This is a genomic window from Alteripontixanthobacter muriae (assembly GCF_013336795.1).
Lineage (GTDB): Bacteria > Pseudomonadota > Alphaproteobacteria > Sphingomonadales > Sphingomonadaceae > Pseudopontixanthobacter > Pseudopontixanthobacter muriae.
Window position 1 is genome coordinate 17,034 of the sequence record NZ_JAAFZT010000007.1, and the last position, 26,860, is coordinate 43,893.

Sequence of the window (26,860 nt, forward strand, 5' to 3'; positions counted from 1 at the left end):
TGCAAGAAATGGCGAATTGGCGGTTCCGTCGAAGCTTGAACGAGAATGCGGATATCGGCAGAGGCAAAGCGGTCGCGCTCGGGGTTGCGCTGGCGCTTCTACTGTCGTTGATCTACGCATGGTTCGACGGCGGAGAGGAACCTGTTCGCCCGATCACCCAGCCTGTCGAATTGCCGGAGCAGGCACGATGAAGAAGTTTCTACTGACAACCACGTCCGCCATTCTGGTGGCGGGATCGATGATCGGCCTGTTCGGACCGCAGTTGCAGGCCGCGCCGGAAAGCCTCCTGCCGCCGGTTTTCCGCAACCCTGCGCCCGCTCCCACCCCGGCGCCTGCCCCGTCGCCCACTCCGGCACCAAGGCCTGCACCTTCTCCGTCGCCGGTTCCCACCGCGACGAGTTCGCCGGTCATTCAGCAGGTTCCAACCAGCCCGGCACCTGAACCGCAACAGCCCTCGCGGCCAGTTTCTGCGCCATCAGCGCCACTGGCAGAGCTGCCCGACGGCCTGCCGACTTTGCGCGAGCTTGAGAACATGTCCACGGACGAGCTGGACCAGCTGTTCGGTCTGCGGCCGAAAGTGGATATTCCGCCTGAAGCGCAGCGATCGCTGGCGCAGGTCGGCCTGATCGCGCCAACCGAAGGCGGCATGCCCTCTGCCTCACTGGCGCGCCAACCAGCGTCTCTGGTCCGCGCTGCTTTGCGCAATGTAGATGGGCCGCTGGTCTCGCGATGGGGGCACATCCTGCTCCGCCGCGCTCTCTCCAGCCGTCTTGCTGCGCCTGCCGGTATGAACCCGGTCGAGTTTGCGGCGATGCGCGCGGCCGCCCTGAACACCATTGGCGAACACTCTGCCGCAAGGGCTCTGGTTCAGGACGTCGATACGGCCAATTACAATCCCGCGCTGACCGAAGCGGCACTTCAGGCGTATCTGGCTACGTCGGACATCACTGGTGCCTGCCCGGCCGTGCGGTTGCAGAGCGGCCGTGACGATCCGCAGTGGCAATTGCTGCAAGGGATCTGCAACGCCTTTGCTGGCGAGGGGGCGAGGGCGGAACGCGATCTGAAACGGGCGTTCTCCCGCGGGATCGCGCCGCCGATCGATGTCCTGCTGGCCCAGCGCTATGCCGGAGCGGCAGGGCGGAGCCGGCGCGCAGTGAATATCGAGTGGGACAATGTGGACGAGCTGAACCCCTGGCGGTTCGCGCTGGCCAATGCGTTGAGCGAGGAAGTGCCCGAGGGGCTGATGACCTCGGCGGGACCCTATTACGAGCGTGTCGCCGCGACGACCGCGTCCTTGCCGCTGCCACAGCGCGCAGCGGGCGCGCAGCGGGCGGCTCGCGAAGGCATTCTGTCGTCTGCCGCAATGGTCGATCTGTACTCGATGATCTACGAATTGAGTGACATTGACGACCCCTCCGCCGAAATCGCGCGGCAGTTGCGCACGGCCTATGTCGGCAACAATCCGGCGGCGCGGCTAGCCGCCATCCGCGAGATATGGGCATCGGCAGGCTCGAACTACGCCATGCAGGTGCTTACCGCCTACGCGGCGGCCAGAGTCACTCCGACGGAAGAACTGGCCGAGAGCGCCTTTCCGCTCATCGCATCCATGCTGACGGCAGGCCTTGACCGTGACGCCATGGAGTGGGAGCCATTCGTGCCGCAGGGCGGCAACGCCTGGGCGCTGCTGGCAGTGGCGCAACCGGGATCACAGGGGTCGATTTCACTGGGTGCGCTCGATGAATTTATCGATGAAGATGCCAGCGATCGCCAACATAAATCGAGGTTCCTGATCGCGGGGCTGGCTGGGCTGGGCCGTCTCGATCCCGGCGACGCTTCGGAATTGTCGCAGCGGCTGGGTCTCGGTCTTGCGCGTGAGACGAAGTGGAGCCGGGCCATCGGGCAGGCGGGCCGCTATGAAAATCCTGTCCTCGTGTCCTATCTGGCCGCGCTTGGCATGCAGGGCGAAGGATGGGAACGCATGACACCGCGCCATCTGTACAATATCGTTGCGGCGCTGAATGCCGCCGGTCTGGACGCGGAAGCGCGCATGATTGCTGCGGAGGCCGTGGCACGGGGGTGATCGGCAGGCGGGTCTTGATCGGATCGCCAGCGCGACGGGGGCGACATTGATCGAGGACTTTCTTGCTATGCTTTCGGCAGAACGGGGAGCGGCGGCAAACACGATTGCAGCTTACCGCCGAGACCTGGAGGGCGCGGAAGAACTTCTCGGGTCTCTGCCGTCGGCCTGCGCGGAGGACATGAAGCAGCTTGGCGCCGCATGGCGCGATCTCGCTCCGGCGACAGTCGCCAGGAAATGCTCCGCACTGCGCCAGTTCTACGGCTTTCTCTTGGATGAGGGGGTCATTCCTGCCGACCCCAGCGCCCATCTGCCGCGCCCCGCCGCCAGAAGGCCGCTGCCGCGTATCCTCGATCACGAGCAAGTCGCGGCATTGTTCGCGCAGGCCGAGGATGAGGCGAGGGCCGATTCTCCGGCGCCTTTGCGCACCCTGACCATGCTGGAACTGCTGTACGGCTCCGGGCTACGCGCCACGGAACTCGTATCGCTGCCCTTATCGGCGGTGCCGCGCGATGCGCCATTCCTCACCGTCACCGGGAAGGGCGGGCAGGCGCGGATGGTGCCGGTCAGCGGGCGAGCGGCCGAAGTTCTTGCCCGGTGGGTTCAGCTGCGCAAATCAGGCTCCGACTTCCTGTTTCCATCGGGAAAAAGTCACCTCACGCGCGTCCGGCTGTTCCAACTGCTGAAGGAACTGGCCACAAGGGCCGACATCCCGGCGGCAAAAATCAGCCCGCATGTCCTGCGCCATGCTTTCGCCACGCATCTGCTCGAGGGCGGGGCGGATTTGCGAGTGCTGCAAACTCTGCTCGGCCACGCGGACATCGCAACCACCCAGATCTACACCCATGTCGATAGCGCAAGATTGGTCGGCCTGGTGAATGAACGGCACCCGCTTGCGGATCGCACCCTTTCGGACTAGCGCCACTGGCCATGAAAACATTCCTCGACTTCGAGAAACCCGTCGCCGAACTGGAGAACCGCATCGCCGAACTGCGCAGCGCCGCAGAGGGCGATGATGTGGACATCAGCAATGAATTGCAGCGCCTCGAACTCAAGAGCGCCGATCTCCTCAGGAATACTTATTGCAATCTGACTCCGTGGCAGAAAACGCAGGTGGCGCGCCACCCGTTGCGGCCGCATTTTCGCGATTATGTCGAACAGATTTTCGATGATTTCATGCCGCTCGGCGGCGACCGCACCTATGGTGAAGACGAGGCTATTCTCGGCGGCTTTGCCAAGCTGAACGGTCGCCGCGTCATGCTGATCGGCCATGAAAAGGGCAACGATACGAAAAGCCGCATTCGCCACAATTTCGGCATGGGCAAGCCTGAGGGCTATCGCAAGGCCATACGGCTGATGGAGATGGCGGGCCGCTTCGGTCTGCCGGTTGTGACGCTGGTGGATACCTCGGGCGCGTTTCCGGGAATCGAGGCGGAAGAACGCGGTCAGGCTGAGGCAATCGCCCGATCGACGGAAGCCTGCCTCGCCCTGCCCGTGCCCATGGTCGCTACCATCGTGGGTGAGGGCGGATCCGGGGGTGCAGTCGCGCTCGCCAGCGCGGAGCGGGTGTTGATGCTGGAGCATGCCGTTTATTCGGTCATCTCTCCCGAAGGATGTGCCTCGATCCTGTGGCGAACGGCGGAAAAGGCGCCCGATGCTGCCGAGGCGATGAAGATTACGGCGCAGCAACTGGCGCAGCTGAACGTGATAGACCGCATCATCGAGGAGCCGGTCGGCGGCGCTCACCGCGACCCGGCGGGCGCGGCAAGCGCACTGGGCCAGGCGATCGGCGAAGAACTGGATGCGCTGGTCGGGAAGCCCGCCGACGAATTGCGGCGCATTCGCGAAGATCGATTCCTGGCGATCGGGACGAACTAGGCCCAGTTTGAACCGACCCTCTGGCGCAGCGGGAACCAGACGCGCTCCTGACAGCTTCTTCCATACAATACCAAGGCACTGGCGGGGCGATACGCGGTGCGTTTCATGGAGGAAAATATCGATGAGCTTCACCAAGACTAAACTGCCTGAACGGATCGCCCCTAAACTCATGGCGCTGGCATCCAGCGCCGCACTCGCACTTTCGCTGGGCGGCTGTGCCGCCGTCGGCGGCGGAAACATACCCAGCGCCAATACGCCGATCAGCCAGTCCGAAGCGCAGCAGGGCGCAGAAGCCGATCCGCAGCTGCTGGCGGAATTCGGCGGCCGCATGACCGGGCGTCATGCCGATTACGTGGAGCAGGTCGGTAAGAACATTGCCGTTCAATCCGGGCTGGGCAATGCGCGCGAGGATTTCCAGGTCCGGCTGGTGAATTCCAGCGTTAACAACGCTTTCGCGATCCCGGGCGGCTACATCTATACGACTCGCCAACTCGTCGCGCTGATGAACAATGAAGCCGAACTAGCGGCTGTGCTGGGCCATGAGGTCGGCCACGTTGCCGCCCGCCATTCGCAGCGGCGCCAAGCTGCCACCCAGCGAAACACGCTTGCAGGCGCAGGTCTGGCGATTCTCTCCGGTGTGCTGCTGGGCGATACCGGCCTTGGCGACACATTGTCGCGCGGGTTCCTTCAGGGATCGCAGCTTCTGACCCTGAGCTTCTCACGTAACCAGGAACTCGAGGCAGACAGGCTGGGTGTTCAATATTTGAATTCCGCCGGATACGATCCGCGCGCGATGGGCATGGTTCTCGCCAATCTGGCGGCACAGAATGCATTGGATGCGCAGATTCAGGGCCGCGACGCGACCATCCCCCAATGGGCATCGACTCACCCTGACCCTGCCAGCCGCGTGCAGAACGCGCTACAGATGGCGCAGGGTACCGGTATCCTCAATCGCGACACTTTCCTCACCAACATCGATGGTCTGGTTTATGGAGATGATCCTGCGCAGGGTGTGATCGAGGGGCAGCAGTTCCTTCATCCGGACTTCCGGCTCAAGTTTACCGCACCCAATGGGTTCTACATGGTGAATGGGACACGAGCGGTGTCAATCAACGGGCAGAGCGGCCAGGCGCAGCTTACTACCGGCCAATATAACGGCAACATCGAAGCCTATGTCCGGCAGGTATTCGCGACGCTGGGCGGGCAGCAACAGCAGATCACGCCGCAGTCAATCCAGCGGACCACGATCAACGGCATTCCGGCGGCCTATGGGACAGCGCGGGTGAATGCGCAGGGCGGGGCGACGGATCTGACGGTTTTCGCCTATGAATTCGGCAACAATCAAGCCTTCCACTTCCAGGCCGTAGCACCGGCCGGGAGGACAAATGTGTTCGGACCGATGTTCAATTCGATGCAGAGGATCAGCCAGGCCGAAGCGAATGCGATCGTTCCGCGTCGCCTCGACATCGTGACGGTTGGGGCGGGTGATACGGTGCGCACTTTAGCGAACCGAATGGCCTATCCCAATGCACAGGAAGCGCGGTTTCGTGTGCTGAATGGGTTTTCGTCCACCGATACGGTGCAGGCCGGGCAAAAGGTCAAAATTGTGGTGCGAAGTAGGTGAGGATGTTTTTGAGGGCTTGTGCATAACTTCGATGCGCACATGAGAACGGCGGGGATTGCTCCCCGCCGGTTCCACTTGCTTGTAGTTAGATGAACTCGATTACGGCGTGGCGGTCGATTCGCCCGCTGCGAGTTGGCCGCTTACATCATTAAATGTGCTGCTGAGCTGGGTACCAAGGCCGCTCATAGCTGTGATCGCTGCAACAGCGATAAGTGCTGCGATCAGGCCGTATTCGATTGCGGTTGCGCCCTGCTCGTCGGCGATCAGATTCTTGAAAAACTTCATTTGGTGTCTCCTGGTTCAGTCTTCGTTAACCCGCTCTAACCGTCCTGGGCTTGAGCAAATCCGGTAATAAGGTCTACTTCTTTACAAGTTGTAAAATCTGCCGACCGTTATTGCATTACCGCTGTAGTCTTGTCGGAAACCGTGGCCCACAGTCCGTATTTTTCATCGGCTACCGATGACATGGCGGATATGCAGGCGATTACGACAAGGCTCACTATCAGCCCATACTCGACGGCAGTTGCTCCGGAATTGTCTTTCCCTAATTCAGTCAGGAACTGCGACAGTGCCACACAACTTTCCTCGAGACGATCTGATTGATGTCTTTCTGATCGAGAACATTTAACAAATAGTTGAAGGGAGCGATACAAGTGGAAAATTTGCCGACATGGGTGCCTGTCGTCGCGGCCGCGATACTGGACCCTCAGGGCCGCGCGCTTATGCAGCAGCGACCAGAGGGCAAGCACCATGCCGGGCTATGGGAGTTTCCCGGCGGCAAGGTCAAGCCGGGCGAAAAGCCCCGTTCTGCGCTGATTCGCGAACTTGCCGAAGAACTCGGGATCAGCGCAGACGAGACTGAATTGGTCCCTGTCGGCTTTGCCGATGAAGGTGAGGACGCGCAGGACCGCCCGCTTGTAATACTACTTTACAAACTGTCCGAATTCAGCGGCCAGCCAAGATCGACAGAAGGCGCGCAAATCGGATGGCACACTTCGGAAACCTTGCTTCCCCTACCGCTGGCGCCCTTGGACAGGTATCTCGCCGCACGGCTCTTTTGACGAAAAGAGCGCCGAGGGGGATTGCCAACCGTGAGGATGGTCCATATAGGCCGCGGCTCCAAAGCGCCCGTAGCTCAGCTGGATAGAGTACTTGACTACGAATCAAGGGGTCGGAGGTTCGAATCCTTCCGGGCGCACCACAATCTTCAGATCAGCGAATTTTGCGAAGCTTTCGCTAACATCAGATGGGCGATTGGCTCGTCTGCAACTGCGCCGCTTTCTCGGCTATCGATTGTGTTCGGCACACCGCCTGTAGCGCGTGATCGCATGATCGGCTGCGGGCGGTGTAGTCTGCACTTCTCGGCTCGATGAACTCATATCGGCCGCGCTCAGGAGGTAGGGTCTTGCTCTGCCTAGGCCTGCGTCGTCAGCACTCACAGCTCAAACGCTGCATTGAAACAAAGCTTATTCGTTGGTCCAACGGGAGCGCGCGGACTTTCTACACCTGTTCGCGAACGCACAATGCGCTCGTCGTTCTTTGTTAAACGTTTCGCGCTGTCGCCCTTCCCATCAGAGCTTTGATCAATATGATTTCCGGTTCCGTCGGTTCGACCATCCAGATCAACAGAATTGTTAACTGTTTGTCGTAAGGGATCGGAAGGCACGGGGGAACGGATGCGATGCAGGAAGCGGTCAGACAGGGGATGCGGTCGAAGGTCCACTGGATTGGGCCGGGCGCTAACGCTCCAGTTTATCTGTGCTTCCTCGTCATACTCTTGGCGACGGTCGCCGCTGTTTCACGTCACGGAATGCCGTTCCCGGCAGCCGTCATCTACACCAACCTCGACTTGTATCTAAAGGGTTTCGGGCTGTTTCTCGTCTGTGACGGCACAGTCCAGCTTTGGAAACATCGTCCCAAAAGCCCCATTGGCTTTCTGAAGGAGCGATATACCAGCCCCGAGATGAGCGCGTTGTTCATCAATAGATTGCCTCTGCTTTTCGTTTTCATCTCCTTTCTTCCGTTATTCGCCGTTCTGAAGCCGCTGATCCCGCTTGTAAATTCCTACACTTGGGATGCAGCGCTGATCGGATGGGATGTCGCAATTTTTGGAACCGATCCCTGGAGGCTTCTTCAGCCGTTGATCGGATATCCGGCGATCACGGCAGCACTGGCGATCCTCTATCATGCGTGGTTTGGACTGATTTATCCCGGCAGCCTCATCTTCATCTATCTTAAGCGGGCGAATGCCATTCGCAGGCAGTACCTGCTCACCTTCATGCTGATGTGGTTCGTGGGCGGGTTTCTGGTAGCCGCCGGCATGTCGAGTGTCGGACCCTGTTTTCTGGAAGCCATCACGGGCGACAAGCATTTTTCCGATCAGATGGCGTATCTTCATCAGGCGAATGAGCAGTTCAAAATCGTTGTCTTGGATATGCAGAGTAGCCTGCTGCAGAATCACCTTGAGAAGGGCCCGGGATTTGGCGCCGGCATTACGGCCATGCCATCCATGCATGTTGCAGTGGCATTCCTGTTCTGGCTGGGCATTCGGCAGGTGTCGGCCAGGGCCGGAAGATGGTTCTTTGCCTTCTTCCTGATCATCTGGGTGGGGTCAGTGCACCTCGCCTATCACTATGCGGTCGATGGGCTGGTTTCGGTTCTGCTCGTTGCGTTCTTGTGGAAAGCCTCGGGCAAGGTTGTCGAAACATGGGACACGAAGCGCGAGCAAATCGCTGCGCGCCAACACGTGTGAAACAGCAGATCGTTCTCTTGCGATAACCAAAGACGCCTTTGTATCAATTTGGTGGCTCGACAACTGAATGAGCCGAAATGCCGCAGTCCCGTCAGAGCCGGTATGGTCTGCTTTTACCTTTTGTGAAGCATGTTTGCAAAGGCATGTGATCTTCGATGGAGAAACCAAATCTAATGCGCCTCTTACCTCGTGTTGGTCTTACCGATCTTCCTTCGAGTGCCATCTGGAAGCGTTCTGATTGCCTTGCCGGGGCCGTCATCGCTGTGGCCTTCGGACTGGCACCCGCTGTTCTGGTGCTCCTGACCTTCGACGAAGTCCTTACGCCCATTCAACTCCAGGCTCGCAGCCTCGCCACCCCAATCCTTCTGATGGAAATCGCCGTTATCGTTTATGCGCTGCTTGAAGGGTTGAAGCTTCCGCGCATCGTGGCACTTCCGTCAGCCGCATTGGTCATGCTTTTGGCACTGGCCTGGGTCACGGTCGTGAACTCGCCACTGGCATCTGCCGGCATCATCCGTACGGCGATATGGACGATTCACATGTTGTTCGGCTTTTCCATCGTCAATCTCATTAGGTGCGGCCAATTGCGCCGCGAAGATTTTCCGCCGGCAATTGCCTTCGGCTTCGTAGTGTTCAATTTCCTGTTCGTAGCTTTCGTTGTCTCTGTACATCGGGCTGACTACGACTGGATCGACGCCATGCCGGCCTACAGTAACATCCGTTGGCTGGGTTTTTATTCAACTGCAGTATTCGGCATCTGCGCTGCAGTATACACAGGCAACCGGCATTTATATGCTGCAGTTGCAGTTCTGGCCCTTGGTATCGCTGTGTGGAGCGGATCACGCGGAACGATCTATTCCATTCTGGCAGGCTATACTGTCGCCATTGCCTTGTTCCCTGAAATGCGGAGCGGTTGGCGACGTGTCGCGATGATCGTTGCGGCCGGCATCGCCGTCGGAGCGGCGCTTACCGCAGTCCTTCCAATGGGAATGGGTGCGGAACGTCTGTCCGATACAAGCAGCAGCGGGCGCGTGGAGATCTGGACGGCGACTCTGCCTTACATCCAGTTGCGTCCGTTCTTCGGATGGGGCGAAGGGCAGATGCTTTGGATGCCCCAGGCCAAGGGCGTATTTGTCCACCCTCATAACGTGATATTACAGGTGCTACTCGCTTGGGGAATGGTCGGACTAGCGATCATTGCCGGCCTCTCCCTTTGGCTGGCGCGCCAATTGTTCCCGCAGATAAGCAGGGATGACTTACCTTTTGTGCTGCCGGTCCTGATGATCACAGCTTTCTCTCTCATCGACGGGGCGTTATTTCACGTCCAATCGGTGGCGACCTTCGTGCTCTTGCTAAGCCTTCTTGCGGCCGGAAAAGTATCATCGCGGGCGTCAATTTCTGCCGATGGATATCCCTATCGACAGCTTTCGTAGTTGTATGCGAAGTTACTGATTCCGATCACCCTGCACCGCATCTTCTAATCAGCCTCGTCTTCGAGCTGGTGCATGTCTTCGTCTGAAAAACCGAAGTGGTGCCCGGCTTCATGCACGACCACGTGATGGATGAGGCTTTCGAGGTCGACGCCTGTTTCCTGCCATTCCCTCAGCAGCGGGTTGCGGAAAAGCGTGATGGCAGGAGGCATGTCGGAATGATCCCAGACCGACTTGTCGGGCAAAGGTCGCCCTTCATAAAGACCGGAGAGGTTCCAGCGGTTGTCGATGTCCACCGCTTCGAGCTGCTCCGGCGTCGCGAAGTCGGTGACGCGGAGCACGATATCGGTCAGGTGCTCGCGAAAACGGGCAGGCAATCTGGCCAGTGAGCGTTCGGCCATGGCCTGCATCTGCGCAAGGCTGGGCAGGTCGTTAGATCGTATGTCCATCGTCCTCATATAAGCAGCGCATGCCGCCATTCCAGAGCACGGGGCCCGCGCTGCGGAACTGCCCTTGCGTCAGCTTGTTGTGAATGTAACCAACAAGGGAAGATCCAGCATGACCAACAGCACCGACATCTTCGTTCGCCTGAAGAAAGACCATGATCGTCATCGCGACTTGCTCGATCAGATGGCCGAGACCAAGGGCGAGACGGACCGGCGCAAGGAATTGCTGGAGGAATTCACGAGGGAAGTGAAAAGTCACGCCGCGGCGGAGGAGCAGGCGCTTTATTCCACCATGCTCCGCAAACCGCCGACCACGGATGAGACACGCCATTCCGTGGCCGAACATCATGAGCTGAACGAAGCGCTGAACGATTTGGCTGCGACCGAGATGTCATCCGATGAATGGATGGAGAAGTTCAAGCAGCTCGATCATGACTATCGCCATCACATCAACGAGGAAGAGGACGACCACTTTCCCGATTTCGAGAAGCACCTGACCCCTGACGACGAACAGCACATGCGGGCAGTGTTCGATCGGCGCAAGAAAGCGGAGCACGAAGCCGCTGAAGTGACACCCGAAAAGAAGGAAGATGCTAAGGAGTGAGTTTTGCCTTACGGGCAAATCGCATGAGTGAGAAAGCGAAGAATACATCCCGGCTTGATGACAGCGTCGAGCCGGGAGTCTGGCGTTACGAGCGCGCGGAGAAGGCCAGCGTCGTTATCGATGCAGCGGATTATTTTTCGCTGATGCAGGACGTTATGCTGAAGGCGCGGCAGCGAATCCTGCTGATCGGCTGGGACTTCGACACCCGCATTCACCTGGCGCAGGGGCGCCGCTGGTATCAAAAGGGCTTCCGAAGGAAGTATCCCTCTCGCCTCGGCAGTTTCGTGCTCTGGCTTGCCCGGCACAACAAGAACCTCGAAGTCCGGATCCTGAAATGGAGTGTCGGCGTCTTTCAGCTGTTTTCGCGCGGCTCCATGACGATGGATCTGATGCGGTGGTTCCCGAACCGCCAGATCGACTTCAAGTTCGACACGGCGCATCCGGTCGGATGCAGTCATCATCAGAAGCTGGTCATCCTCGATGACAGGCTGGCGGTTTGCGGCGGCATCGACATGACCACGCACCGCTGGGACACACGTTCGCATATCGAGAACGACACGCGCCGCAAGCGGCCTCGTGGCGCGCTTTATGGCCCATGGCACGATGCGACGATGATGATGGAAGGCCCGGTTGCCTCGGCATTGTCGGAGCTTGGCCGCGACCGATGGGTCCGGGCTGGCGGGAAGCCGCTTCAGCCCATCGATAATTGCGGGGATTCGCTCTGGCCAGAAGGGCTGATGGTCAGTTTCGAAGACGTCGAGGTCGGCATTGCCCGGACGCGGGCCAAGCATCGCGACTGGGAGCAGGTGAGCGAGATCAGCGACCTGTTCGTGCGGCACATCAGGCGCGCCAAGAGGTTCGTTTATGCCGAGAGCCAGTATTTCGCGTCACGCGTTGTGGCGGAAACGATAATGGAGCGGCTGGAGGAAGATGATCCGCCCGAGATCGTCATCGTGCATCCGCAACATGCCGACGGCTGGCTGGAGCAGCAGGCGATGGACCACGCCCGCGCGAAACTCGTGCAGGGATTGCACGAGGCCGATCACAAGAAACGCTTCTCACTCTGGATGCCGTTCACCGGTGCCACGCCGATCTATGTCCATGCCAAGATCATGATCGTCGATGACGAGATCCTGCGGATTGGGTCGGCCAATCTCAACAACCGGTCTCTGGGTCTCGACAGCGAATGCGATGTGTTCATAGACTGCAAGCGACCCGGTAACGAAAAGCATTGCGCCGCCGTCCGCGGGCTGCGGCTATCGCTGCTGGCAGAACATCTGGGTGTCGGCGAGGATGAGATCGGGCCGATGCTGGACGATCACAGGTCCATGGCGGCGACGATCAGGGCAGTCGGGACCGCGCGAACGCGATCCCTGCGTCCCTATGAACTGCCCGATCTGAACGAATTGGAGGCAAGGCTGGCCGAATCCGGCCTGCTCGATCCAGAGCGGCCCGAGGACATGTTCGAACCCTATGCAAAGGGCGGGCTGATCCGCAAGGGAAGCCGCCTGGCGAGAGCACGAAACAAGATTTTACGGAGGAAGAAATGAGCAGCCTGGTCGGACCCGATGAAGACCGCGAAGCAGGTAAGCCCGAGGTGCCCGAAGATGTGCAGGACGCTATTCGCACGCTGATTTCCTGGGCGGGAGACGATCCGACGCGGGAAGGGCTGCTCGATACGCCGAAACGGGTTGCGCGTGCGTGGAAGGAATATTGCGTCGGCTATGCCGAGGATCCTTCCATCCACCTATCCCGAGTGTTCGAGGAAGTGGGCGGCTATGACGAAATCGTCCTGCTGAAGGACATTCCGTTCCAGTCGCATTGTGAACATCACATGGCGCCCATCATCGGCAAGGCTGCCATCGCTTATCTGCCGCGAGACCGCGTGGTTGGCATTTCGAAACTTGCGCGCGTGCTGCACGGATATGCTCGCCGCCTGCAGATACAGGAGCGGCTCACTGCAGAACTCGCGGCCTGCATCGATGAACATCTGAAACCCCGCGGCGTCGCGGTAGTGATCGAGGCGAGCCATGCCTGCATGACCGCGCGCGGCGTTCGCACGCCGGGTGTCTCGATGGTGACCAGCCAGGTGATGGGGGCTTTTCGCGAAGACGATCGCAGCCGCAAGGAAGTGCTCAGCCTGATGGGGTATTGATCGCAACGGATCGTCTTATCGCCGGGGCCAACGAGCGGGGAATGCCGCGCGGGAAGGAACTATCCAGCTTCAGTTCCGCTGTATCGGGACAACTACCTTCCCATACAGGATGACGATGCAACATGGCGATCAAAGACGATATTTCGGCGACTAACGGTCTGATCAAGACTACACTCGACAGCATGAAAGGTTATCGGGAAGCTTCGCAGGACAGCAAGACTGCCAACGCTGCCTTTTTCTGCGAAATGGCCGATCAGCGCAGCGCCGTTGCAACAAGGCTGCAGTCGCATGTCGCCTCGCTGGGCGGCGACCCGCAAGACGAAAGCAGTGCCTCTGCCGCAGCCCATCGCGGTTTCATGAACCTCAAGCAGGCGATCATGGGCACCGAGGAGAAAGCCGTGGTCGAAGAGGTTGAACGGGGCGAGGACTTCATCAAGGCGAAGTACGAAGCTGCCCTGAAAAGCAATGATCTCTCACCCGCAACGCGGAGCGAGATCGAGGAAGCCTATGTTTCGATCAAGGCGGGTCATGACAAGGTCAGTGCCATGAAGCACGCCATGCGCTGAACCGCAGTTTTAACAAAGACTGGGGCGCCGTCTGCAGTCAGGCGGCGCCCCTTTTGTTTCAGGCCCTTCTTCGGCCTGGGTGCTTATACCGGATCAGAGCTGGCCCAGCAGGTGATCGGCGGAGCTGACCGAGAAATCGCCGGGCTGTTCGACATTCAGCTGTGTGACCTTGCCGTCGTCGACTACCATCGAGAAACGCTGGCCACGCTTGCCCATGCCGAACCCGCTGCCATCCATCGTCAGGCCGAGCTTGTCGGCGAATTCGGCATTGCCGTCAGCGAGCATCGTGATGTCCGAAGCGCCGTTGTCCTTGGCCCAGGCGGCCATGACGAAAGCGTCGTTCACCGCGGTGCAGGCGATCTCGTCGATGCCCTTGGCCTTGAGCTCATCCGCTTTGTCGACAAATCCGGGCAGATGCTTGGCCGAACAGGTCGGTGTGTAAGCGCCGGGAACGGAAAAGATCGCGACCTTCTTGCCAGCGAAGAAGTCCTTCGCCTCGATCTTGTCCGGGCCTTCGGGCGTCGCCTTCACCAGTGTTGCCTGCGGGATAGTGTCGCCTACGGAAATCGTCATGCAATTCGCTCCAGATTAGTTGTCGATGAGGCTGCAGATAGGAACGGACGGGAGGCGAACAAGCCGCGCCGATCGAATCCGTCAAGCGCAGTTTGCCAATGAATGCAGGAGTGGTAAGGGCGCTGCAACATCAAGGCCGACGCAAGCGCGGCCTGTCCTGAGCAATTCCTCATAACAAAATACAGGAGCCGGTCTTGGCTGACACTAACGACTACATCATCAAGGATATCGGTCTTGCCGGATACGGCCGCGCGGAAATCGCCATCGCCGAAACCGAAATGCCGGGCCTCATGTCGCTGCGCGATGAATATGGCGAGAGTCAGCCGCTGAAGGGTGCCCGCATCACCGGCAGCCTGCACATGACCATTCAGACCGCCGTGTTGATCCAGACGCTCACCGCGCTCGGCGCCGATGTGCGCTGGGCCACCTGCAACATCTATTCGACGCAGGATCACGCCGCAGCTGCCATCGCCGACAGCGGCGTGCCGGTGTTCGCCGTTAAGGGCGAATCGCTTGCCGAATATTGGGACTATGTTGGCCGCATCTTCGACTGGTCGAGCGATGACGATGCTGATTGCACCGCAAACATCATCCTCGACGACGGCGGTGATGCCACCATGTTCGCGCTGTGGGGCGCACGGCTGGAAGCGGGCGAGGAAATGCCCGAGCCGCAGAATGCCGAAGAAATCGAAATGCAGCGCGCGCTGAAGGCTTACATCAAGGCAAAGCCCGGCTATCTGACCAAATCGGTTGAGAACATCGTCGGCGTCTCGGAAGAAACCACGACCGGCGTGCATCGCCTTTACTCGCTCGCGAAGAATGGCAAGCTTCCGTTCCCTGCCATCAACGTGAACGATAGCGTCACCAAGTCGAAGTTCGACAATCTCTATGGTTGCCGTGAATCGCTCGTCGACGCCATTCGCCGCGCCACCGATGTCATGCTGTCGGGCAAGGTTGCCTGCGTCGCCGGCTTCGGCGATGTCGGCAAGGGCAGCGCCGACAGCCTGCGCAATGGCGGCGCTCGTGTCATGGTAACCGAGATCGACCCGATCTGCGCGTTGCAGGCGGCGATGGAAGGCTATGAAGTCGTGACGATGGAAGACGCGGTGAGCCGCGCCGACATCTTCGTGACGACGACCGGCAACGAAGACGTCATCACGGCCGAGCACATGAAGGCGATGAAGCCGATGAGCATCGTCTGCAATATCGGCCATTTCGATTCCGAGATCCAGATCTCGGCGCTCGACAATTACGAATGGACCGAATTGAAGCCCGGCACTGACCTCGTAAAATTCCCCGACGGCAAGGAAATCATCATTCTGGCGAAGGGCCGCCTGGTGAACCTCGCCTGCGCGACCGGGCACCCGAGCTTCGTCATGAGCTGTTCCTTCACCAACCAGGTGCTGGCGCAGATCGAACTCTACAAGAACGGCAATGCCTACAAGAACGACGTCTATGTCCTGCCCAAGCATCTGGACGAGAAGGTGGCGGCGCTGCATCTCGACAAGCTGGGCGTGAAGCTGACGAAGCTGAGCAAGGAACAGGCGGATTACATCGGCGTGCCGGTGGAAGGCCCCTACAAGCCCGAACATTACCGTTACTGAGCCTTCGCAGCGCCTTGTCGCGCTGTAGCTCTGGATCTGAAGGGGTCCGCCGATACCATCCTGACGGATGATCGGCGGCCCTTCATCATATTTGCGGGGGATTCTGCTGTCTTTTGTCGCACGCACGCCATTGCATCCGGCACACGGGCGTCATAGCGAACGACTGCATGGAACTGACCCCCACCGCGCTGGCCCTGATCGGCCTGCTTATGGCAGCATGGACGGCTGCTGCGGCTTGGATGATGATCTCGTCAGCCGCTCGCGCGCGAAAGGCGGAATCGAGCCGCAAGGCTGCCCGCCGCCTGACCCGGCTGATCGATGAGGCCCCCGCCATCCCGCTACTCATAAGGGCCGATGGCAAGATCGAAGCGCCCGACAGGCTGGCTCGCTGGCTGGGGCTGGACGAGGTGCCGCGTTACCTATCCGATCTCGACGGTGGCGGGGCGGCGGGCAAGCGCGGCGGCGGCCTGTCGGTCCCGCAATTGGAAGAGCTTACTCGAAACGTCCGGACGACGCAGAAAACCGCTGCTCCGTTCCGAATGGCACTGACGCCGCCCGCGTCGAATCGCAGCCTGGCCCTGCGCGGATCGCTCGCAGATGCCCAGGTGTGGCCCGGCGGCGCGGCGCTGGTCTGGATCTTCGATTTCAGCGAAAGCGAGAGCGAACTTACCCGGTTACGCACGGAATCGCTGCAGGCACGGCAGGATTTCATCGCCCTGTCAGGCCTGATCGAGGCAGCTCCCATGCCGATGTGGTTCCGTTCCTCCGATTGCCGGTTGAAACTGGTGAACGCCGCTTACGTCAAAGCAGTTGGCGCCGCTTCGGTAGATCAGGTGATCGCCGAGCAGATCGAACTCATCGAGAGCACCGAGGGACGCACTGCCGCGCAATATGCCGGGCAGGCAGCGGAACAGGCGGCGTTAATGGAACGTGTCGTCGCCACGACGATCGATGGCGCTCGCCGAACCATGAGGGTGAGTGATTTGCCTCTCGGGGCGGAAGGAGTCGCGGGATATGCCGTCGACATGGAAGAACTGGAGGAGCAAAGGCGCGCCTTCCGGGCTTTCCGCGAAGCACAGCGGCAGATGCTCGACCAACTGTCCGTCGGGGTCGCACAATTCGACGGGCAGCGCCGCATCATATCAGCCAATCAGCCCTTTCGCCGAATATTTGCGATCGCGACAGGCGCGGTCGCCGGGGGCAAGACCTTCGATCGTATTCTTTCCGATGCGAGGGAACAGGGCCGGACCCCGGAAGTGCGCGACTTCCCGGCATGGCGCGCCGAACATGCCGAATGGTTTGCGGCGGGGGAAACGCAGGAAGAGGCATGGCCGCTGCCCGGCGGCACGCACCTCCGTGTCGTTGCACAACCCATGCCGGACGGCGGCCTCGTGCTCATCGCCGAAGATCGAACCGAGCAGCTGGCCCTGTCCGCCACGCGCGACACCTTGCTGCGAACGCGCACTGCAACCTTCGATAGCCTGTTCGAATCGCTGGCGGTATTCGCGCCTGATGGACGGGTGCAGATCTGGAACCGCAGTTTCGCGCAAAGCTGGGGGCTGCCGGGCGATTTCCTCGACGGCCATCCCTCGGCGGAAGCTGTTCTGGACGCTATCGCTCCGCATCTACAGGATGCTGATAACGCCGAGGCCATAGGCCGCACCATTCGCGCTGCGACGCTGGACCGCAAGGGCACGGGTGGGCGCGTTGCCCTGACGGACGGACGGGTTCTGGAATATGCCGGTGTGCCGCTGCCGGACGGCAACGGACTACTCACCGTTCTCGACATCACCGATGCGCAAATGGCGGAAAATGCCTTGCGCGAAAGGAACCAGGCGCTGGAACAGGCGGATCAGGTGAAGACGCGTTTCCTCGCCAACATGTCCTATGAATTTCGCACGCCGCTGACGTCCATCGGCGGCTTTGCCGAACTGCTGCAGGCGGGCGTAGCCGGCGACCTTTCGGAGCAGGGGCGCGATTATGTCGATGCGATCGTCCGGTCGGTAGGCCGACTGACAGAGCAGGTGGAAAATGTGCTCGACCTGTCACAAAGCGAAGCGGGCCTGATGCCCATATCCAAGGAACCGCTTCGCCTCTTGCCCTTCGTGACGGATATCGTGAGGCAGAGGGCGCAGCTTCTCGAAGAACGCGGCCTGACACTGGATCTGCGTGGGGGCGCAGGGACCAGGATCGAGGCCGACCCGCGTCAGCTTGGAAAGGCGATCGGTCACCTCCTCGACAATGCGATTGCTGCGACAGGTGCAGGAGGCAAGATCCTGGTAGACCTCTCGCGAAAGAAGGGTGTGTCCCGGATCGTGATCTCGGATAATGGCGCGGGGATGACGAGAAGCGAGCTGGCGCGAGCCATGGATGGGCTGCGCACCGCTGCCGATGGTACGCTCGAACGAAGGCAGGGGCTGGGCATCCCGCTGGCACGTCAGCTGGTCGAGGCGCACGGCGGCTCGCTCGAGATCGTCTCCGCGAAGGGACAAGGCACATTCGCCACGGTGGCGCTGCCATGATCCGTAACCTGCCGAACCTCGCTGCGATGCGCGAATATGGTCGAAATGTCGCCGCCAAGCTTTGCGCAGGCGACGTTGTCGCACTTACCGGTCGTCTGGGTGCCGGCAAGACCACCCTGGCCCGCGAGATCATTGCGGCTCTGGGCCATGAAGGAGAAGTCCCTTCGCCGACCTTTACGGTTGTCGAATGCTACGACACCGACCCGCCGGTGGTACATGCGGATTTCTACCGGTTGAACGATCCTGCTGAGGCGCAGGAACTCGGGCTGGACGATTACCGGGAAGGGGCCGTGCTGATCGCCGAATGGCCAGATAAGGCGGGCGGCTTCGAAACCGAGCCCGCGTGCCTGTCCATTCACCTCGAAATTGCGGATGAGGGGCGGATTGCGATTGCCCGCCCAGGCCCTGATTGGCTAACCCGCCTGCCATGAGTGACCTTCCCGACGGAATCGAACCCTTTCTTACTGCAAATGGCTGGGCCGATGCAGCCATCTCACCGCTTCCAGGCGATGCCAGCTTCCGGCGCTATTTTCGCCTCACACTTGGCGGCGAAAGCGCCATGCTCATGCATGCGCCGCCGCCGCACGAAGACCCGCGCCCCTTCCTGCAAGTGGCGGAGTGGCTTGCCGGGCAGGAACTGCGCGCGCCCGCCATTCTGGCGCAGGATGCGGCGGCTGGCTGGGTGCTGATCGAGGATTTCGGCGACGATCGCATGCGCGAGGCGCTCGAGGCCGATCCTTCTCGTGAAGGGACGATTTACGCCGAGGCAATCGATACGCTCGTGACCTTGCACGGGAAACCCGCCGGTCCTTTCGAACCATACGACATGGCAGTGTACCGGCGTGAGGTCGATCTGTTCGTCGAATGGTACTGTCCATTGCTTGACCTGAACATCGACAGACCTTCCTGGGGTTCCGCATGGAAGCAAGCACTGGAACCACTGCTCGAACATCAGCAGCCGGGTGTGACCGTTCTGCGGGATTACCATGCCGAGAATATCATGCTGCCTCCCGGCGGCGGTCAGGGTCTGATCGACTTTCAGGACGCTCTGGTTGGCCACCCCGCCTATGATCTCGTATCGCTCCTTCAGGATGCGCGGCGCGATGTCTCATCCGCGCTCGAACAGCAGATGGTGGAGAGATACAAGCAAGCTGTGTCCCCTGGCCCCGAGTTCGCTGCCGATTATGCGCGGCTCGGGGCGCAGCGGAATGCCAAGATCGTCGGAATATTCGCGCGGTTGTGGAAGCGCGACAACAAGGCGCGTTATCTCGCCTATATTCCCCGCGTCTGGGAGGCGATGGAGCAAGACCTTGCCCATCCCGCACTTGCGCCTGTCGCAGACTGGTTCGATGCAAACATCCCGCGCAACATACGCGACAACCGCGGTGGAGAGCTGCGGTGACGGCGAAGGGCTCCCGACTGGCATCCGACACGGCGATGGTCATGGCTGCAGGTCTGGGTAAGCGGATGCGTCCTCTCACCGCATCCCAGCCGAAGCCGATGGTCCGCGTTGCCGGGAAGCCGCTGATCGATCACGCGCTTGACCGGGTTGCGGAAGCTGGCGTCGCGAGGGCGGTCGTCAACGTGCATTACTTTGCCGATGCGCTGGAGGCTCATCTGGCGGAACGCGATACTCCTGAAATCTGCGTATCGGACGAGCGGGAAATGCTGCTGGAGACAGGCGGCGGGATGGTCCATGCCCTGCAGCATCTGCCCGACCCGTTCTTTTCCCTAAATTCCGACAACATCTGGCTTGATGGGCCGCGTGACGCTTTCCAAGACCTTTCAGATTGCTGGGATGCGCAGCAAATGGATGCGCTTCTCCTGCTGGTGCCGCATCAGAGAGCCGTCAATTTCAGCGGTCCGGGCGATTTTCACATGGATCCGGCCGGTCGCCTGCGGCGGCGGGCACCCGGCCGGATCGCCCCCTTCATCTTTACCGGCATCCAGATCGTCTCGCACCGGCTGCTGCGAGATGCGCCCGGTGGCAAGTTTTCGACCAATGTGCTGTGGGACCGCGCACTTGAAGAAGGGCGGCTGTTCGGTACGACGTTCACCGGCCAATGGTTTGAAGTCGGCACGCCCGATGCGATCCGCCCGACAGAAGATGCGCTGACCCTTGGCTGAGGGTCCGTCAGTCTACTCCATCGCCGCGCACCGCGGATTTGCCGATGCGCTGGTTGCGGGCCTTCTGCCGCGTTATTCCGACCCGGAGCTCGGTCTTGCGCGGCTGACTCTGCTGTTGCCGAGCGGGCGCGCCATGCGTACCGTCAGCGAAGCCTTCATCCGCCTGTCGGGCAATCAGGTGGGCGGTGCGGGCGGATTGCTGATGCCCCGCATGGTCGTGGCCGGCGATCTCGATCTGGACGAGGCGCTCGGGCCGCTACTCGACCCGATGGGAAGCAGCGACATACCTCCTGCCGTCGAGCCGACGCGCCGCTGGCTCCGGCTTGCAGCCTTGCTGGAAGAAGAAATGGGCGCAGATGCACCGCGTGGCAGCGCGCTTCTGCGCCTTGCGCAGGATGTCGCCGGAACGATGGACCGGCTGCTGGTGGAGGATATCGGCCCCGAAGAATTGCTGCAGGACCGTGTCCTCGACCTGCTCGGCGATCTGTCGCACCATTGGCAGAACAGTCTGCGCCTGTTCGCGCGGGTGCAGGCGCGCTGGCTGGCCGAATTGCAGCAGCGCGATGAACTTGACGCCGCTGCCCGGCGCAATCGGCTGTTCGACCATGCCGCCCGCCAATGGCGTTTGCAGCCGCCCCCGACGCCGATCGTTGCGGCCGGGATCACCAGCGCGTCACCGGCCCTCGCGAAATTGTTGAGGGTGGTTGCCGGCCTGCCGGACGGTGCCGTAATTCTGCCTGACCTCGACCTCACTATGGAGCAGGCTGTCTGGAACGAACTCGGCTCGGCAGGCGCACCGCAGCAGCAAGGCGAAGCGCCTTTCGAGCGCAGCGACGCGGTGACGCATCCGCAGTACCATTTGAAGCTGCTGCTGAACCGGATGGGAATCTCCCGTGACGAGGTGCGCCAGTGGCACCGCAAGGGGATGGGCGCCGCGCCGCCGACGCGCACACGGGCAATCTCTTCTTTGTTCCTGCCCCCCGATGCGAGCCGGATCTGGATTGACCTGCCTTCCGAAGACCGCCGCTTGTCCGGCGTACGCGTGATGGAAACCGTCAATCCGGAAGAAGAGGCACAGTCGGTGGCCTTGCTGGTCCGGCAGGCAATCGCCGACCCGGAACGCCGCGTGGCGGTGGTGACGCCTGATCGCGGCCTTGCACGGCGCATCGTCCATCATTTGCGCCGCTGGAACATCGTTGCCGATGACAGCGCGGGTCGCCCGCTGTCGCAGACTGCTTCTGGTCGCCTGTTCCTGCTGCTGGCGGAAACAGTGGCGGAACAGGCTGCACCGATACCCTTGTTGGCGCTGCTGGAAGATCCGCTCGTCAACGGAGGCATGCAGCGCGGCACCTGGCTCGGCCATGCCCGCGCTTTCGAATTGAAGATGCGCGGACCTCGCCTGACCCCCGGCCTTGAACCACTGGCAGAGTTGGCGAAAGATGCTCAGGTCATTGAGTGGTGGACGGTCATCACCGAAATTCTATCGCCGCTGATGATCGATGCTGGTGCAACTCCGCTGGCAGATCTGATCGACAGGCTTGCCGCTGCAGGCGAGGCACTTGCCGGCGAAGCGATCTGGGCGGGCGAGGATGGCCGCGCGTTGGCATCCTTCGTGGAAGATCTGCGCCTGCATGCTGAGGATGTCGGCACTGCGCTGGAAGTACGCGAACTGCCGCCGGTCCTGCGCGACGCGATGGAACAAATCGCGGTTCGCCCGCCCTATGGCGGTCATTCGCGGGTCGCTATTTACGGATTGCTCGAATCCAGGATGAGCCGGGCCGATCTCGTCATCTGCGCTGGTCTCAATGAAGGAACATGGCCGGCTGCCAGCAAGACGGATGCCCTGCTGGCACCGGGTGTATTGCGCGCGATTGGCGTGCCCGGTGCGGATTTTCGCATCGGTCTTTCGGCGCATGATCTGGCCGGAGCCCTGGGCGCCCCCGAGGTGGTCCTCAGCCGCAGCGCACGCGACCTTGGCGGCCCTGCCATCCCCTCGCGGTTCCTGCTCCGTGTGCAGGCGCTGCTCGGCCGGGATCTCCTGCCGCGTCACCGCGAAACCGTCATGCCCGAACTTGCCCGCGCAATCGACGACGCGCCGCCCGCGCTGCCCTATACGCAGCCATCGCCGAAGCCGTCTGCGGAACAGCGCAAGCGGCGCATCAGCGTCACCGCGCTGGATAGGCTGCGGTCCGATCCCTATCAGTTCTACGCCGGATCGATCCTCGGGTTGAAGGAACTCGACGGGCTGGATGCAGAACCCTCGGCCGCATGGCGGGGAACTGCCGCGCACGAGATCCTGGAGAATTGGCATCGCAGCGGACGCCCGATGCCGGAAGTCGCCGCAAAGGTTCTGCAGCAGATGCATGCTCACCCCTTGATGCGGGCGCTGTGGGAGCCGCGCCTGATGAAAGCCCTGGAATGGGTGGAGCAGGAGATCGCTGCCATGGACGGCCGCAAGCCGGTGCTGTTCGAGGAGTGGGGCGCGATGATGGTCAAGGGCATAGAGATTTTCGGCAAGGCGGATCGCATCGACCTTATGGAGGATGGAGCGCTCGGCATTGTCGATTACAAGACTGGAGGGCCACCGTCCGGACGCGAGGTCGAGGCTGGTTATGCGCTGCAACTCGGCACGATCGGCATGATGGCGGAGCGTGGCGCTTTCGCTCCGAAGGACGGTCCTGCCCTGACCGGAGAGGCGCGGAAGTTCGAATATTGGTCGCTCGCGAAGAGCGATCGCAGTGAAACAGGGTTTGGCTACATCGCTACACCGCTGAAGGAAGGCGCGAAGCGCAGCGGAATTGCACCGGGCGAATTCCTGCCGGCTGCCGAGCACTTCCTGCACGATGCACTCGACAGGTGGATATTGGGAGAGGAAGGCTTCACCGCCCGGCTGAACCCCGATGCGAAGGCTTACGCCACCTACGATCAGCTGATGCGGCTCGACGAATGGATGGGGCGGGAGGAATGAGCGGCGGCGCAGTTCATGCGCTGAAGGACAATCAGGCGCTCGCCGTCGACCCGCGCGACAGCGTGTGGCTTTCCGCCTCGGCGGGCACCGGCAAGACGCAGGTCCTGTCCGCCCGTGTGCTTCGCTTGTTGCTGCGTCCGGGCGTCGATCCCGGCCAGATCCTCTGCCTCACCTTCACCAAGGCGGGCGCTGCGGAAATGGCAACTCGGGTCAATGCCGTGCTGGCCGGCTGGGTCCGAATGAAATCCGCCGATCTGGCTGTCCACCTGAAGGCGATCGGCGCGCCTTTCGACGCTGACATCCAGGCCCATGCGCGCACCCTGTTCGCACAGGTGCTCGACACGCCCGGCGGCGGATTGCGGATCGATACGATCCACGCCTTCGCGCAATGGCTGCTCGCCGCCTTCCCGGAAGAGGCAGGTCTGATGCCGGGCACAACGGCGATGGAGGACCGCGACCGCGAGGTGCTTTCCCATCAGGTCCTCGCCGACATGCTGGTCACGGCAGAGCAGAACGGCGAGAGGCAGCTCCTCGACGCTCTCGCCATGCTCAGCCTGCGGATGGGAGCCGACGGCGCGAAGGCCTGGCTGATGCGCTGTGCCGAAGCGCGAGAGGTCTGGTTCGGCACAGGTGCGTGGTCCGCACCCCTGCGCGGCCGGGTCCTGCAGCTTTTAGACCTCAAATCCGACAGCGGTCCGGAAGATCTCGCTGCCCTCTGCAATGACGATACCTTCGCTTGCGAAGCGTTGCGGCAATGTATCGCGGCGAATCTGGCGTGGGGCACCAAGACCGGCCTCTCTACGGCAGAAGCCGGGCAGAAGTGGCTGGCGGCTGAAGCGAGCGGACGCCCGTCACTCTGCGCCGATCTCGCCAAGGCCTTTTTCACGCAGGGCGGCGATATGCGCAGCCTCAAGTCTCTGGAAAAGCAGGATGCGCAATATGCCGCATCGGCGGAGGCGCTGAAGGCTGCAATCGATGCCGTGCAAACGCGCGCCAGGCTGATGGAGCTTGCCGACTGGCTGGCGCCGGCGCTGGAAATCGGCCGCCGCTTTGCAATTGCCTGGGACGAGGCGAAGACGCGCGAAGGACTGATGGATTTCGACGACCAGATCCGCCGGGCTGCAGCGTTGCTTACCCGGTCCGATATTGCCGACTGGATCCGCTACAAGCTCGACCGGCGCTTCGATCATATCCTGATCGACGAGGCGCAGGATACGAATGAGGCGCAATGGTCCATCATTCGTGCCCTGACGGAAGATTTCTTCACCGGATCGGGACAGCGCGAGGATGTCCTGCGGACCATTTTCGTGGTCGGCGATTACAAGCAGGCGATTTTCCGGTTTCAGGGGACCAGTCCCGAAAACTTCGAGATTGCCAAGCATCATTTCGCGCAAATAATGGCGGAAACTGCGCGGAATGCCGATGAACTGAGCCAATCTTCGCCCGCGCGCGAGTTGGTGGATCTCGGCCTTGGCCGATCCTACCGCACGGCGCAGCCGGTCCTCGACTTCGTCGATGCGGCCATTGGTGCGATCGGGCCCGCGCAGTTCGGTCTGACCGATGCGCCCGACCGGCATCGTGGCGACGACCGGCCCGGCATGGTCACACTTTGGCGCCCGGTCGCGGCACAGCCCGATGGGGACGAGCAGCAGGGCGATGCGGGCGGTGAAGGCGAGGGGCCGGAAGGATGGGTTTCCGAACCTGAAAGGCGAATGGCCGACCGCATCGCCGCGCAGGTGAAGCGCTGGATGGACAAGGGCTTTCCGCTGGTAAAAGGCACCAGCCGCAACGCCGGACCAGGCGACGTGATGGTCCTGGTGCGAAAGCGGCGCGAGCTTGCCGGACTGGTCGTCGCTCGCCTGCATGCCGCCGGTGTTCCGGTGGCCGGTGTGGACAGGCTGCGTCTAGGTGCGCCACTCGCGGTGAAAGACCTGATGGCGGCGATCCGCTTTGCCGCCCAGCCGCTGGACGATCTGAGCCTGGCCAATCTGCTCGTTTCGCCCATCATGGGCTGGACCCAGCAGCAGCTGCTCGATCATGGCTACAGGCCCGACAAGGTGGCGCTATGGAACCATCTTCGCCGTAGCGAGGATGCCTTCGTCATCCAAACCGCGGAGGCCCTGCGCGAGGTGTTGCGCCTCGCCGATTACGAGCCGCCGCAGGCGCTGCTGCACTGGATGCTTGTCGGCCCCTGGCAGGCGCGCCGCAAGCTGGTCGCGCGGCTGGGGCGAGAGTCCAATGATCCGATCGACGAATTGCTGAACGCGGCACAGAACTATACTGCCAGTCACACCGCCAGCCTGCAGGGATTCATCCACTGGTTCGACGCGGGCGAGGGCGAGTTGAAGCGCGACGCGGCCGAAAGTACTGGCCTGGTTCGGGTGATGACGGTGCATGGATCGAAGGGATTGCAGGCACCTATCGTCATCCTTGCAGATGCAACCGGCAACCCTGACGCATCGCCGGTTCGCGGACTGACCCTGACGGAAGAACTGCCGGGCGGCGCAGGGCGGACGCTGCCGCTTCCCCCGCTCAAGGCCGAGGAGCGGATCGGCCCTATAGCGGAAGCCGAATCTGCTGCTGCCCTCGCCGAACGGCAGGAGCATTGGCGGCTGCTCTACGTCGCGATGACCCGCGCCGAAGAAGCGCTGTTCATCGGCGGTGCCCTGGGCAAGAGGGAAGCCGAACCTGCTGCGGACAGCTGGTATGCCCGGCTCGCGCCGTTGCTCGACCCTGCGCCGGTAGAGGACGACATCTGGGGATCGCACCTTGTATGGGGCGAGTTGGCGGAGCCGGTCACGGAGGCAGTCCCGCCTGCTGCTGCGCCAAGGCCAGAACTGCCCGATTGGGCGACACAGCCGATCGGACGCGAACCGCGCCCGCCGCGCCCGCTGGCACCGTCTTCAGCGGGCGAGGACCTTGCTGCCGACCCGCCCCTGCCGCCGCAGGTTGCACGTTTTGCTGCCCGGCGCGGGGTGCTCATCCACCGCTTGCTGGAAAGGTTGCCTGAGGTGGAGCCAGAGAGGCGCAGGGAAGTGGCCGAGCTCTGGATGAAGAGACAGGGGGCGGATATTTCCGCTGCGGAGCAAGGCGAGATCGTCTCATCCGCCCTTACGGTTCTTGAGCATCCCGACTTTGCTGAAGTCTTCACGCCTTCGGCAACAGGCGGCGCGTTGGCAGAGATTCCGCTTGCCGCGACGGTTGACGGTCAGGTCATCGCGGGTGTTGCCGACCGATTGCTGGTGACTGCGAACGAGGTCACCGTCATCGACTTCAAGACCGCTCGCCGCCCGCCTGCATCGGTTGACGCCATACCGGAAGCCAATTTGCGCCAGATGGCTGCCTACACTGCGGCACTCGGCAGAATCTATCCCGGACGCCGCATTCGCGCTGCGATCCTCTACACGCAGACGCCCGAACTCATGGTGCTGCCGGATGGTTTGCTGGCGCGGCATGGGGCTAGATTGCAGGGCGGCAAGGATAGCTTTGCCGCCTCGCCCGTTGAATAGACGACCCCTGCGCCCGACATGGGCG

At 61.5% G+C, this 26,860-nt stretch carries 23 protein-coding genes and 1 tRNA gene; 20 read left to right on the plus strand and 4 right to left on the minus strand.

Annotated features, from left to right (window positions below):
• Positions 1-35 precede the first annotated feature (35 nt).
• From G7A66_RS02925 to G7A66_RS02945, 5 genes are all read left to right on the plus strand, one after another.
• On the plus strand, positions 36-191 hold the full coding sequence (locus tag G7A66_RS02925) for a hypothetical protein (RefSeq protein WP_174294222.1): 156 nt from the start codon (positions 36-38) through the stop codon (positions 189-191).
• Complete coding sequence (locus G7A66_RS02930; RefSeq protein WP_269748144.1) at positions 188-2,080, plus strand: hypothetical protein; 1,893 nt, start codon at positions 188-190, stop codon at positions 2,078-2,080. Before G7A66_RS02925 ends, G7A66_RS02930 begins: the two co-directional genes overlap by 4 nt.
• A gap of 22 nt (positions 2,081-2,102) precedes the next feature.
• A complete protein-coding gene (locus G7A66_RS02935; protein ID WP_332310475.1) occupies positions 2,103-2,996 on the plus strand; it encodes a tyrosine recombinase in 894 nt (297 codons plus the stop codon).
• A gap of 11 nt (positions 2,997-3,007) precedes the next feature.
• Complete coding sequence (locus G7A66_RS02940) at positions 3,008-3,955, plus strand: acetyl-CoA carboxylase carboxyltransferase subunit alpha (RefSeq protein ID WP_174294224.1); 948 nt, start codon at positions 3,008-3,010, stop codon at positions 3,953-3,955.
• Positions 3,956-4,076: 121 nt separating this feature from the next.
• The gene (locus tag G7A66_RS02945) at positions 4,077-5,579 is read left to right on the plus strand and encodes a M48 family metalloprotease (RefSeq protein WP_232366608.1); all 1,503 of its coding nucleotides are present in this window, start codon (positions 4,077-4,079) and stop codon (positions 5,577-5,579) included.
• 99 nt (positions 5,580-5,678) lie between these two features.
• On the opposite strand, the gene G7A66_RS02950 is transcribed toward G7A66_RS02945, so the two are convergent.
• Together G7A66_RS02950 and G7A66_RS02955 are read right to left on the minus strand one after the other, a co-directional pair.
• Entirely contained in the window at positions 5,679-5,864 is a 186-nt protein-coding gene (locus G7A66_RS02950; protein ID WP_174294225.1) for a Flp family type IVb pilin, read from the minus strand.
• Positions 5,865-5,971: 107 nt separating this feature from the next.
• Positions 5,972-6,154, minus strand: a complete 183-nt coding sequence (locus G7A66_RS02955; RefSeq protein ID WP_174294226.1) for a Flp family type IVb pilin — start codon at positions 6,152-6,154, stop codon at positions 5,972-5,974.
• A gap of 78 nt (positions 6,155-6,232) precedes the next feature.
• Here G7A66_RS02955 and G7A66_RS02960 point away from each other — a divergent pair, with 78 nt between their 5' ends.
• The 4 genes from G7A66_RS02960 to G7A66_RS02975 all read left to right on the plus strand — a co-directional run bounded on the left by G7A66_RS02960 (position 6,233) and on the right by G7A66_RS02975 (position 9,764).
• Positions 6,233-6,640 (plus strand): (deoxy)nucleoside triphosphate pyrophosphohydrolase, encoded by a 408-nt coding sequence (locus tag G7A66_RS02960; RefSeq protein WP_332310474.1) that lies wholly within the window; start codon positions 6,233-6,235, stop codon positions 6,638-6,640.
• Positions 6,641-6,703: 63 nt separating this feature from the next.
• Positions 6,704-6,780, plus strand: a tRNA-Arg gene (locus G7A66_RS02965).
• A gap of 480 nt (positions 6,781-7,260) precedes the next feature.
• A complete protein-coding gene (locus G7A66_RS02970) occupies positions 7,261-8,331 on the plus strand; it encodes a phosphatase PAP2 family protein (protein ID WP_206675036.1) in 1,071 nt (356 codons plus the stop codon).
• A gap of 155 nt (positions 8,332-8,486) precedes the next feature.
• Positions 8,487-9,764 carry an O-antigen ligase family protein gene (locus G7A66_RS02975; RefSeq protein WP_174294228.1) on the plus strand — a complete coding sequence of 426 codons (1,278 nt, stop codon included), beginning with the start codon at positions 8,487-8,489 and terminating at the stop codon, positions 9,762-9,764.
• Between the two features lie 44 nt (positions 9,765-9,808).
• Here G7A66_RS02975 and G7A66_RS02980 read toward each other — a convergent pair whose 3' ends face one another.
• Complete coding sequence (locus tag G7A66_RS02980; RefSeq protein WP_174294260.1) at positions 9,809-10,210, minus strand: metallopeptidase family protein; 402 nt, start codon at positions 10,208-10,210, stop codon at positions 9,809-9,811.
• A gap of 109 nt (positions 10,211-10,319) precedes the next feature.
• Between G7A66_RS02980 and G7A66_RS02985 the strand changes: the two genes are divergently transcribed.
• The 4 genes from G7A66_RS02985 (at position 10,320) to G7A66_RS03000 (ending at position 13,532) form a co-directional block, all read left to right on the plus strand.
• Positions 10,320-10,811 carry a hemerythrin domain-containing protein gene (locus G7A66_RS02985; RefSeq protein WP_174294229.1) on the plus strand — a complete coding sequence of 164 codons (492 nt, stop codon included), beginning with the start codon at positions 10,320-10,322 and terminating at the stop codon, positions 10,809-10,811.
• Positions 10,812-10,834: 23 nt separating this feature from the next.
• On the plus strand, positions 10,835-12,361 hold the full coding sequence (locus G7A66_RS02990) for a phospholipase D-like domain-containing protein (protein ID WP_174294230.1): 1,527 nt from the start codon (positions 10,835-10,837) through the stop codon (positions 12,359-12,361).
• Positions 12,358-12,966, plus strand: a complete 609-nt coding sequence (gene folE, locus G7A66_RS02995; RefSeq protein ID WP_174294231.1) for a GTP cyclohydrolase I FolE — start codon at positions 12,358-12,360, stop codon at positions 12,964-12,966. The genes G7A66_RS02990 and folE overlap by 4 nt, the downstream gene beginning before the upstream one ends.
• Before the next feature lie 122 nt (positions 12,967-13,088).
• Positions 13,089-13,532: a PA2169 family four-helix-bundle protein gene (locus tag G7A66_RS03000; protein ID WP_174294232.1), complete on the plus strand. Its 444-nt coding sequence runs from the start codon at positions 13,089-13,091 to the stop codon at positions 13,530-13,532.
• Positions 13,533-13,625: 93 nt separating this feature from the next.
• Here the strand turns inward: G7A66_RS03000 and G7A66_RS03005 are convergent, their stop codons facing one another.
• Positions 13,626-14,105, minus strand: coding sequence for a peroxiredoxin (locus G7A66_RS03005; protein ID WP_174294233.1), 480 nt, complete (start codon positions 14,103-14,105; stop codon positions 13,626-13,628).
• A gap of 194 nt (positions 14,106-14,299) precedes the next feature.
• Between G7A66_RS03005 and ahcY the strand changes: the two genes are divergently transcribed.
• The 7 genes from ahcY to addA all read left to right on the plus strand — a co-directional run bounded on the left by ahcY (position 14,300) and on the right by addA (position 26,835).
• On the plus strand, positions 14,300-15,709 hold the full coding sequence (gene ahcY / locus G7A66_RS03010) for an adenosylhomocysteinase (RefSeq protein ID WP_174294234.1): 1,410 nt from the start codon (positions 14,300-14,302) through the stop codon (positions 15,707-15,709).
• Positions 15,710-15,876: 167 nt separating this feature from the next.
• Positions 15,877-18,231: a sensor histidine kinase gene (locus G7A66_RS03015; RefSeq protein ID WP_174294235.1), complete on the plus strand. Its 2,355-nt coding sequence runs from the start codon at positions 15,877-15,879 to the stop codon at positions 18,229-18,231.
• Positions 18,228-18,662 carry a tRNA (adenosine(37)-N6)-threonylcarbamoyltransferase complex ATPase subunit type 1 TsaE gene (gene tsaE, locus G7A66_RS03020; RefSeq protein ID WP_174294236.1) on the plus strand — a complete coding sequence of 145 codons (435 nt, stop codon included), beginning with the start codon at positions 18,228-18,230 and terminating at the stop codon, positions 18,660-18,662. The genes G7A66_RS03015 and tsaE overlap by 4 nt, the downstream gene beginning before the upstream one ends.
• Positions 18,659-19,633, plus strand: coding sequence for an aminoglycoside phosphotransferase family protein (locus tag G7A66_RS03025; protein ID WP_174294237.1), 975 nt, complete (start codon positions 18,659-18,661; stop codon positions 19,631-19,633). The genes tsaE and G7A66_RS03025 overlap by 4 nt, the downstream gene beginning before the upstream one ends.
• A 35-nt stretch (positions 19,634-19,668) precedes the next feature.
• Positions 19,669-20,358: a nucleotidyltransferase family protein gene (locus G7A66_RS03030; RefSeq protein WP_174294261.1), complete on the plus strand. Its 690-nt coding sequence runs from the start codon at positions 19,669-19,671 to the stop codon at positions 20,356-20,358.
• Positions 20,351-23,326, plus strand: coding sequence for a PD-(D/E)XK nuclease family protein (locus G7A66_RS03035; RefSeq protein ID WP_174294238.1), 2,976 nt, complete (start codon positions 20,351-20,353; stop codon positions 23,324-23,326). The genes G7A66_RS03030 and G7A66_RS03035 overlap by 8 nt, the downstream gene beginning before the upstream one ends.
• Positions 23,323-26,835, plus strand: coding sequence for a double-strand break repair helicase AddA (addA, locus tag G7A66_RS03040; protein ID WP_174294239.1), 3,513 nt, complete (start codon positions 23,323-23,325; stop codon positions 26,833-26,835). The genes G7A66_RS03035 and addA overlap by 4 nt, the downstream gene beginning before the upstream one ends.
• The last annotated feature ends 25 nt before the right edge of the window (positions 26,836-26,860 follow it).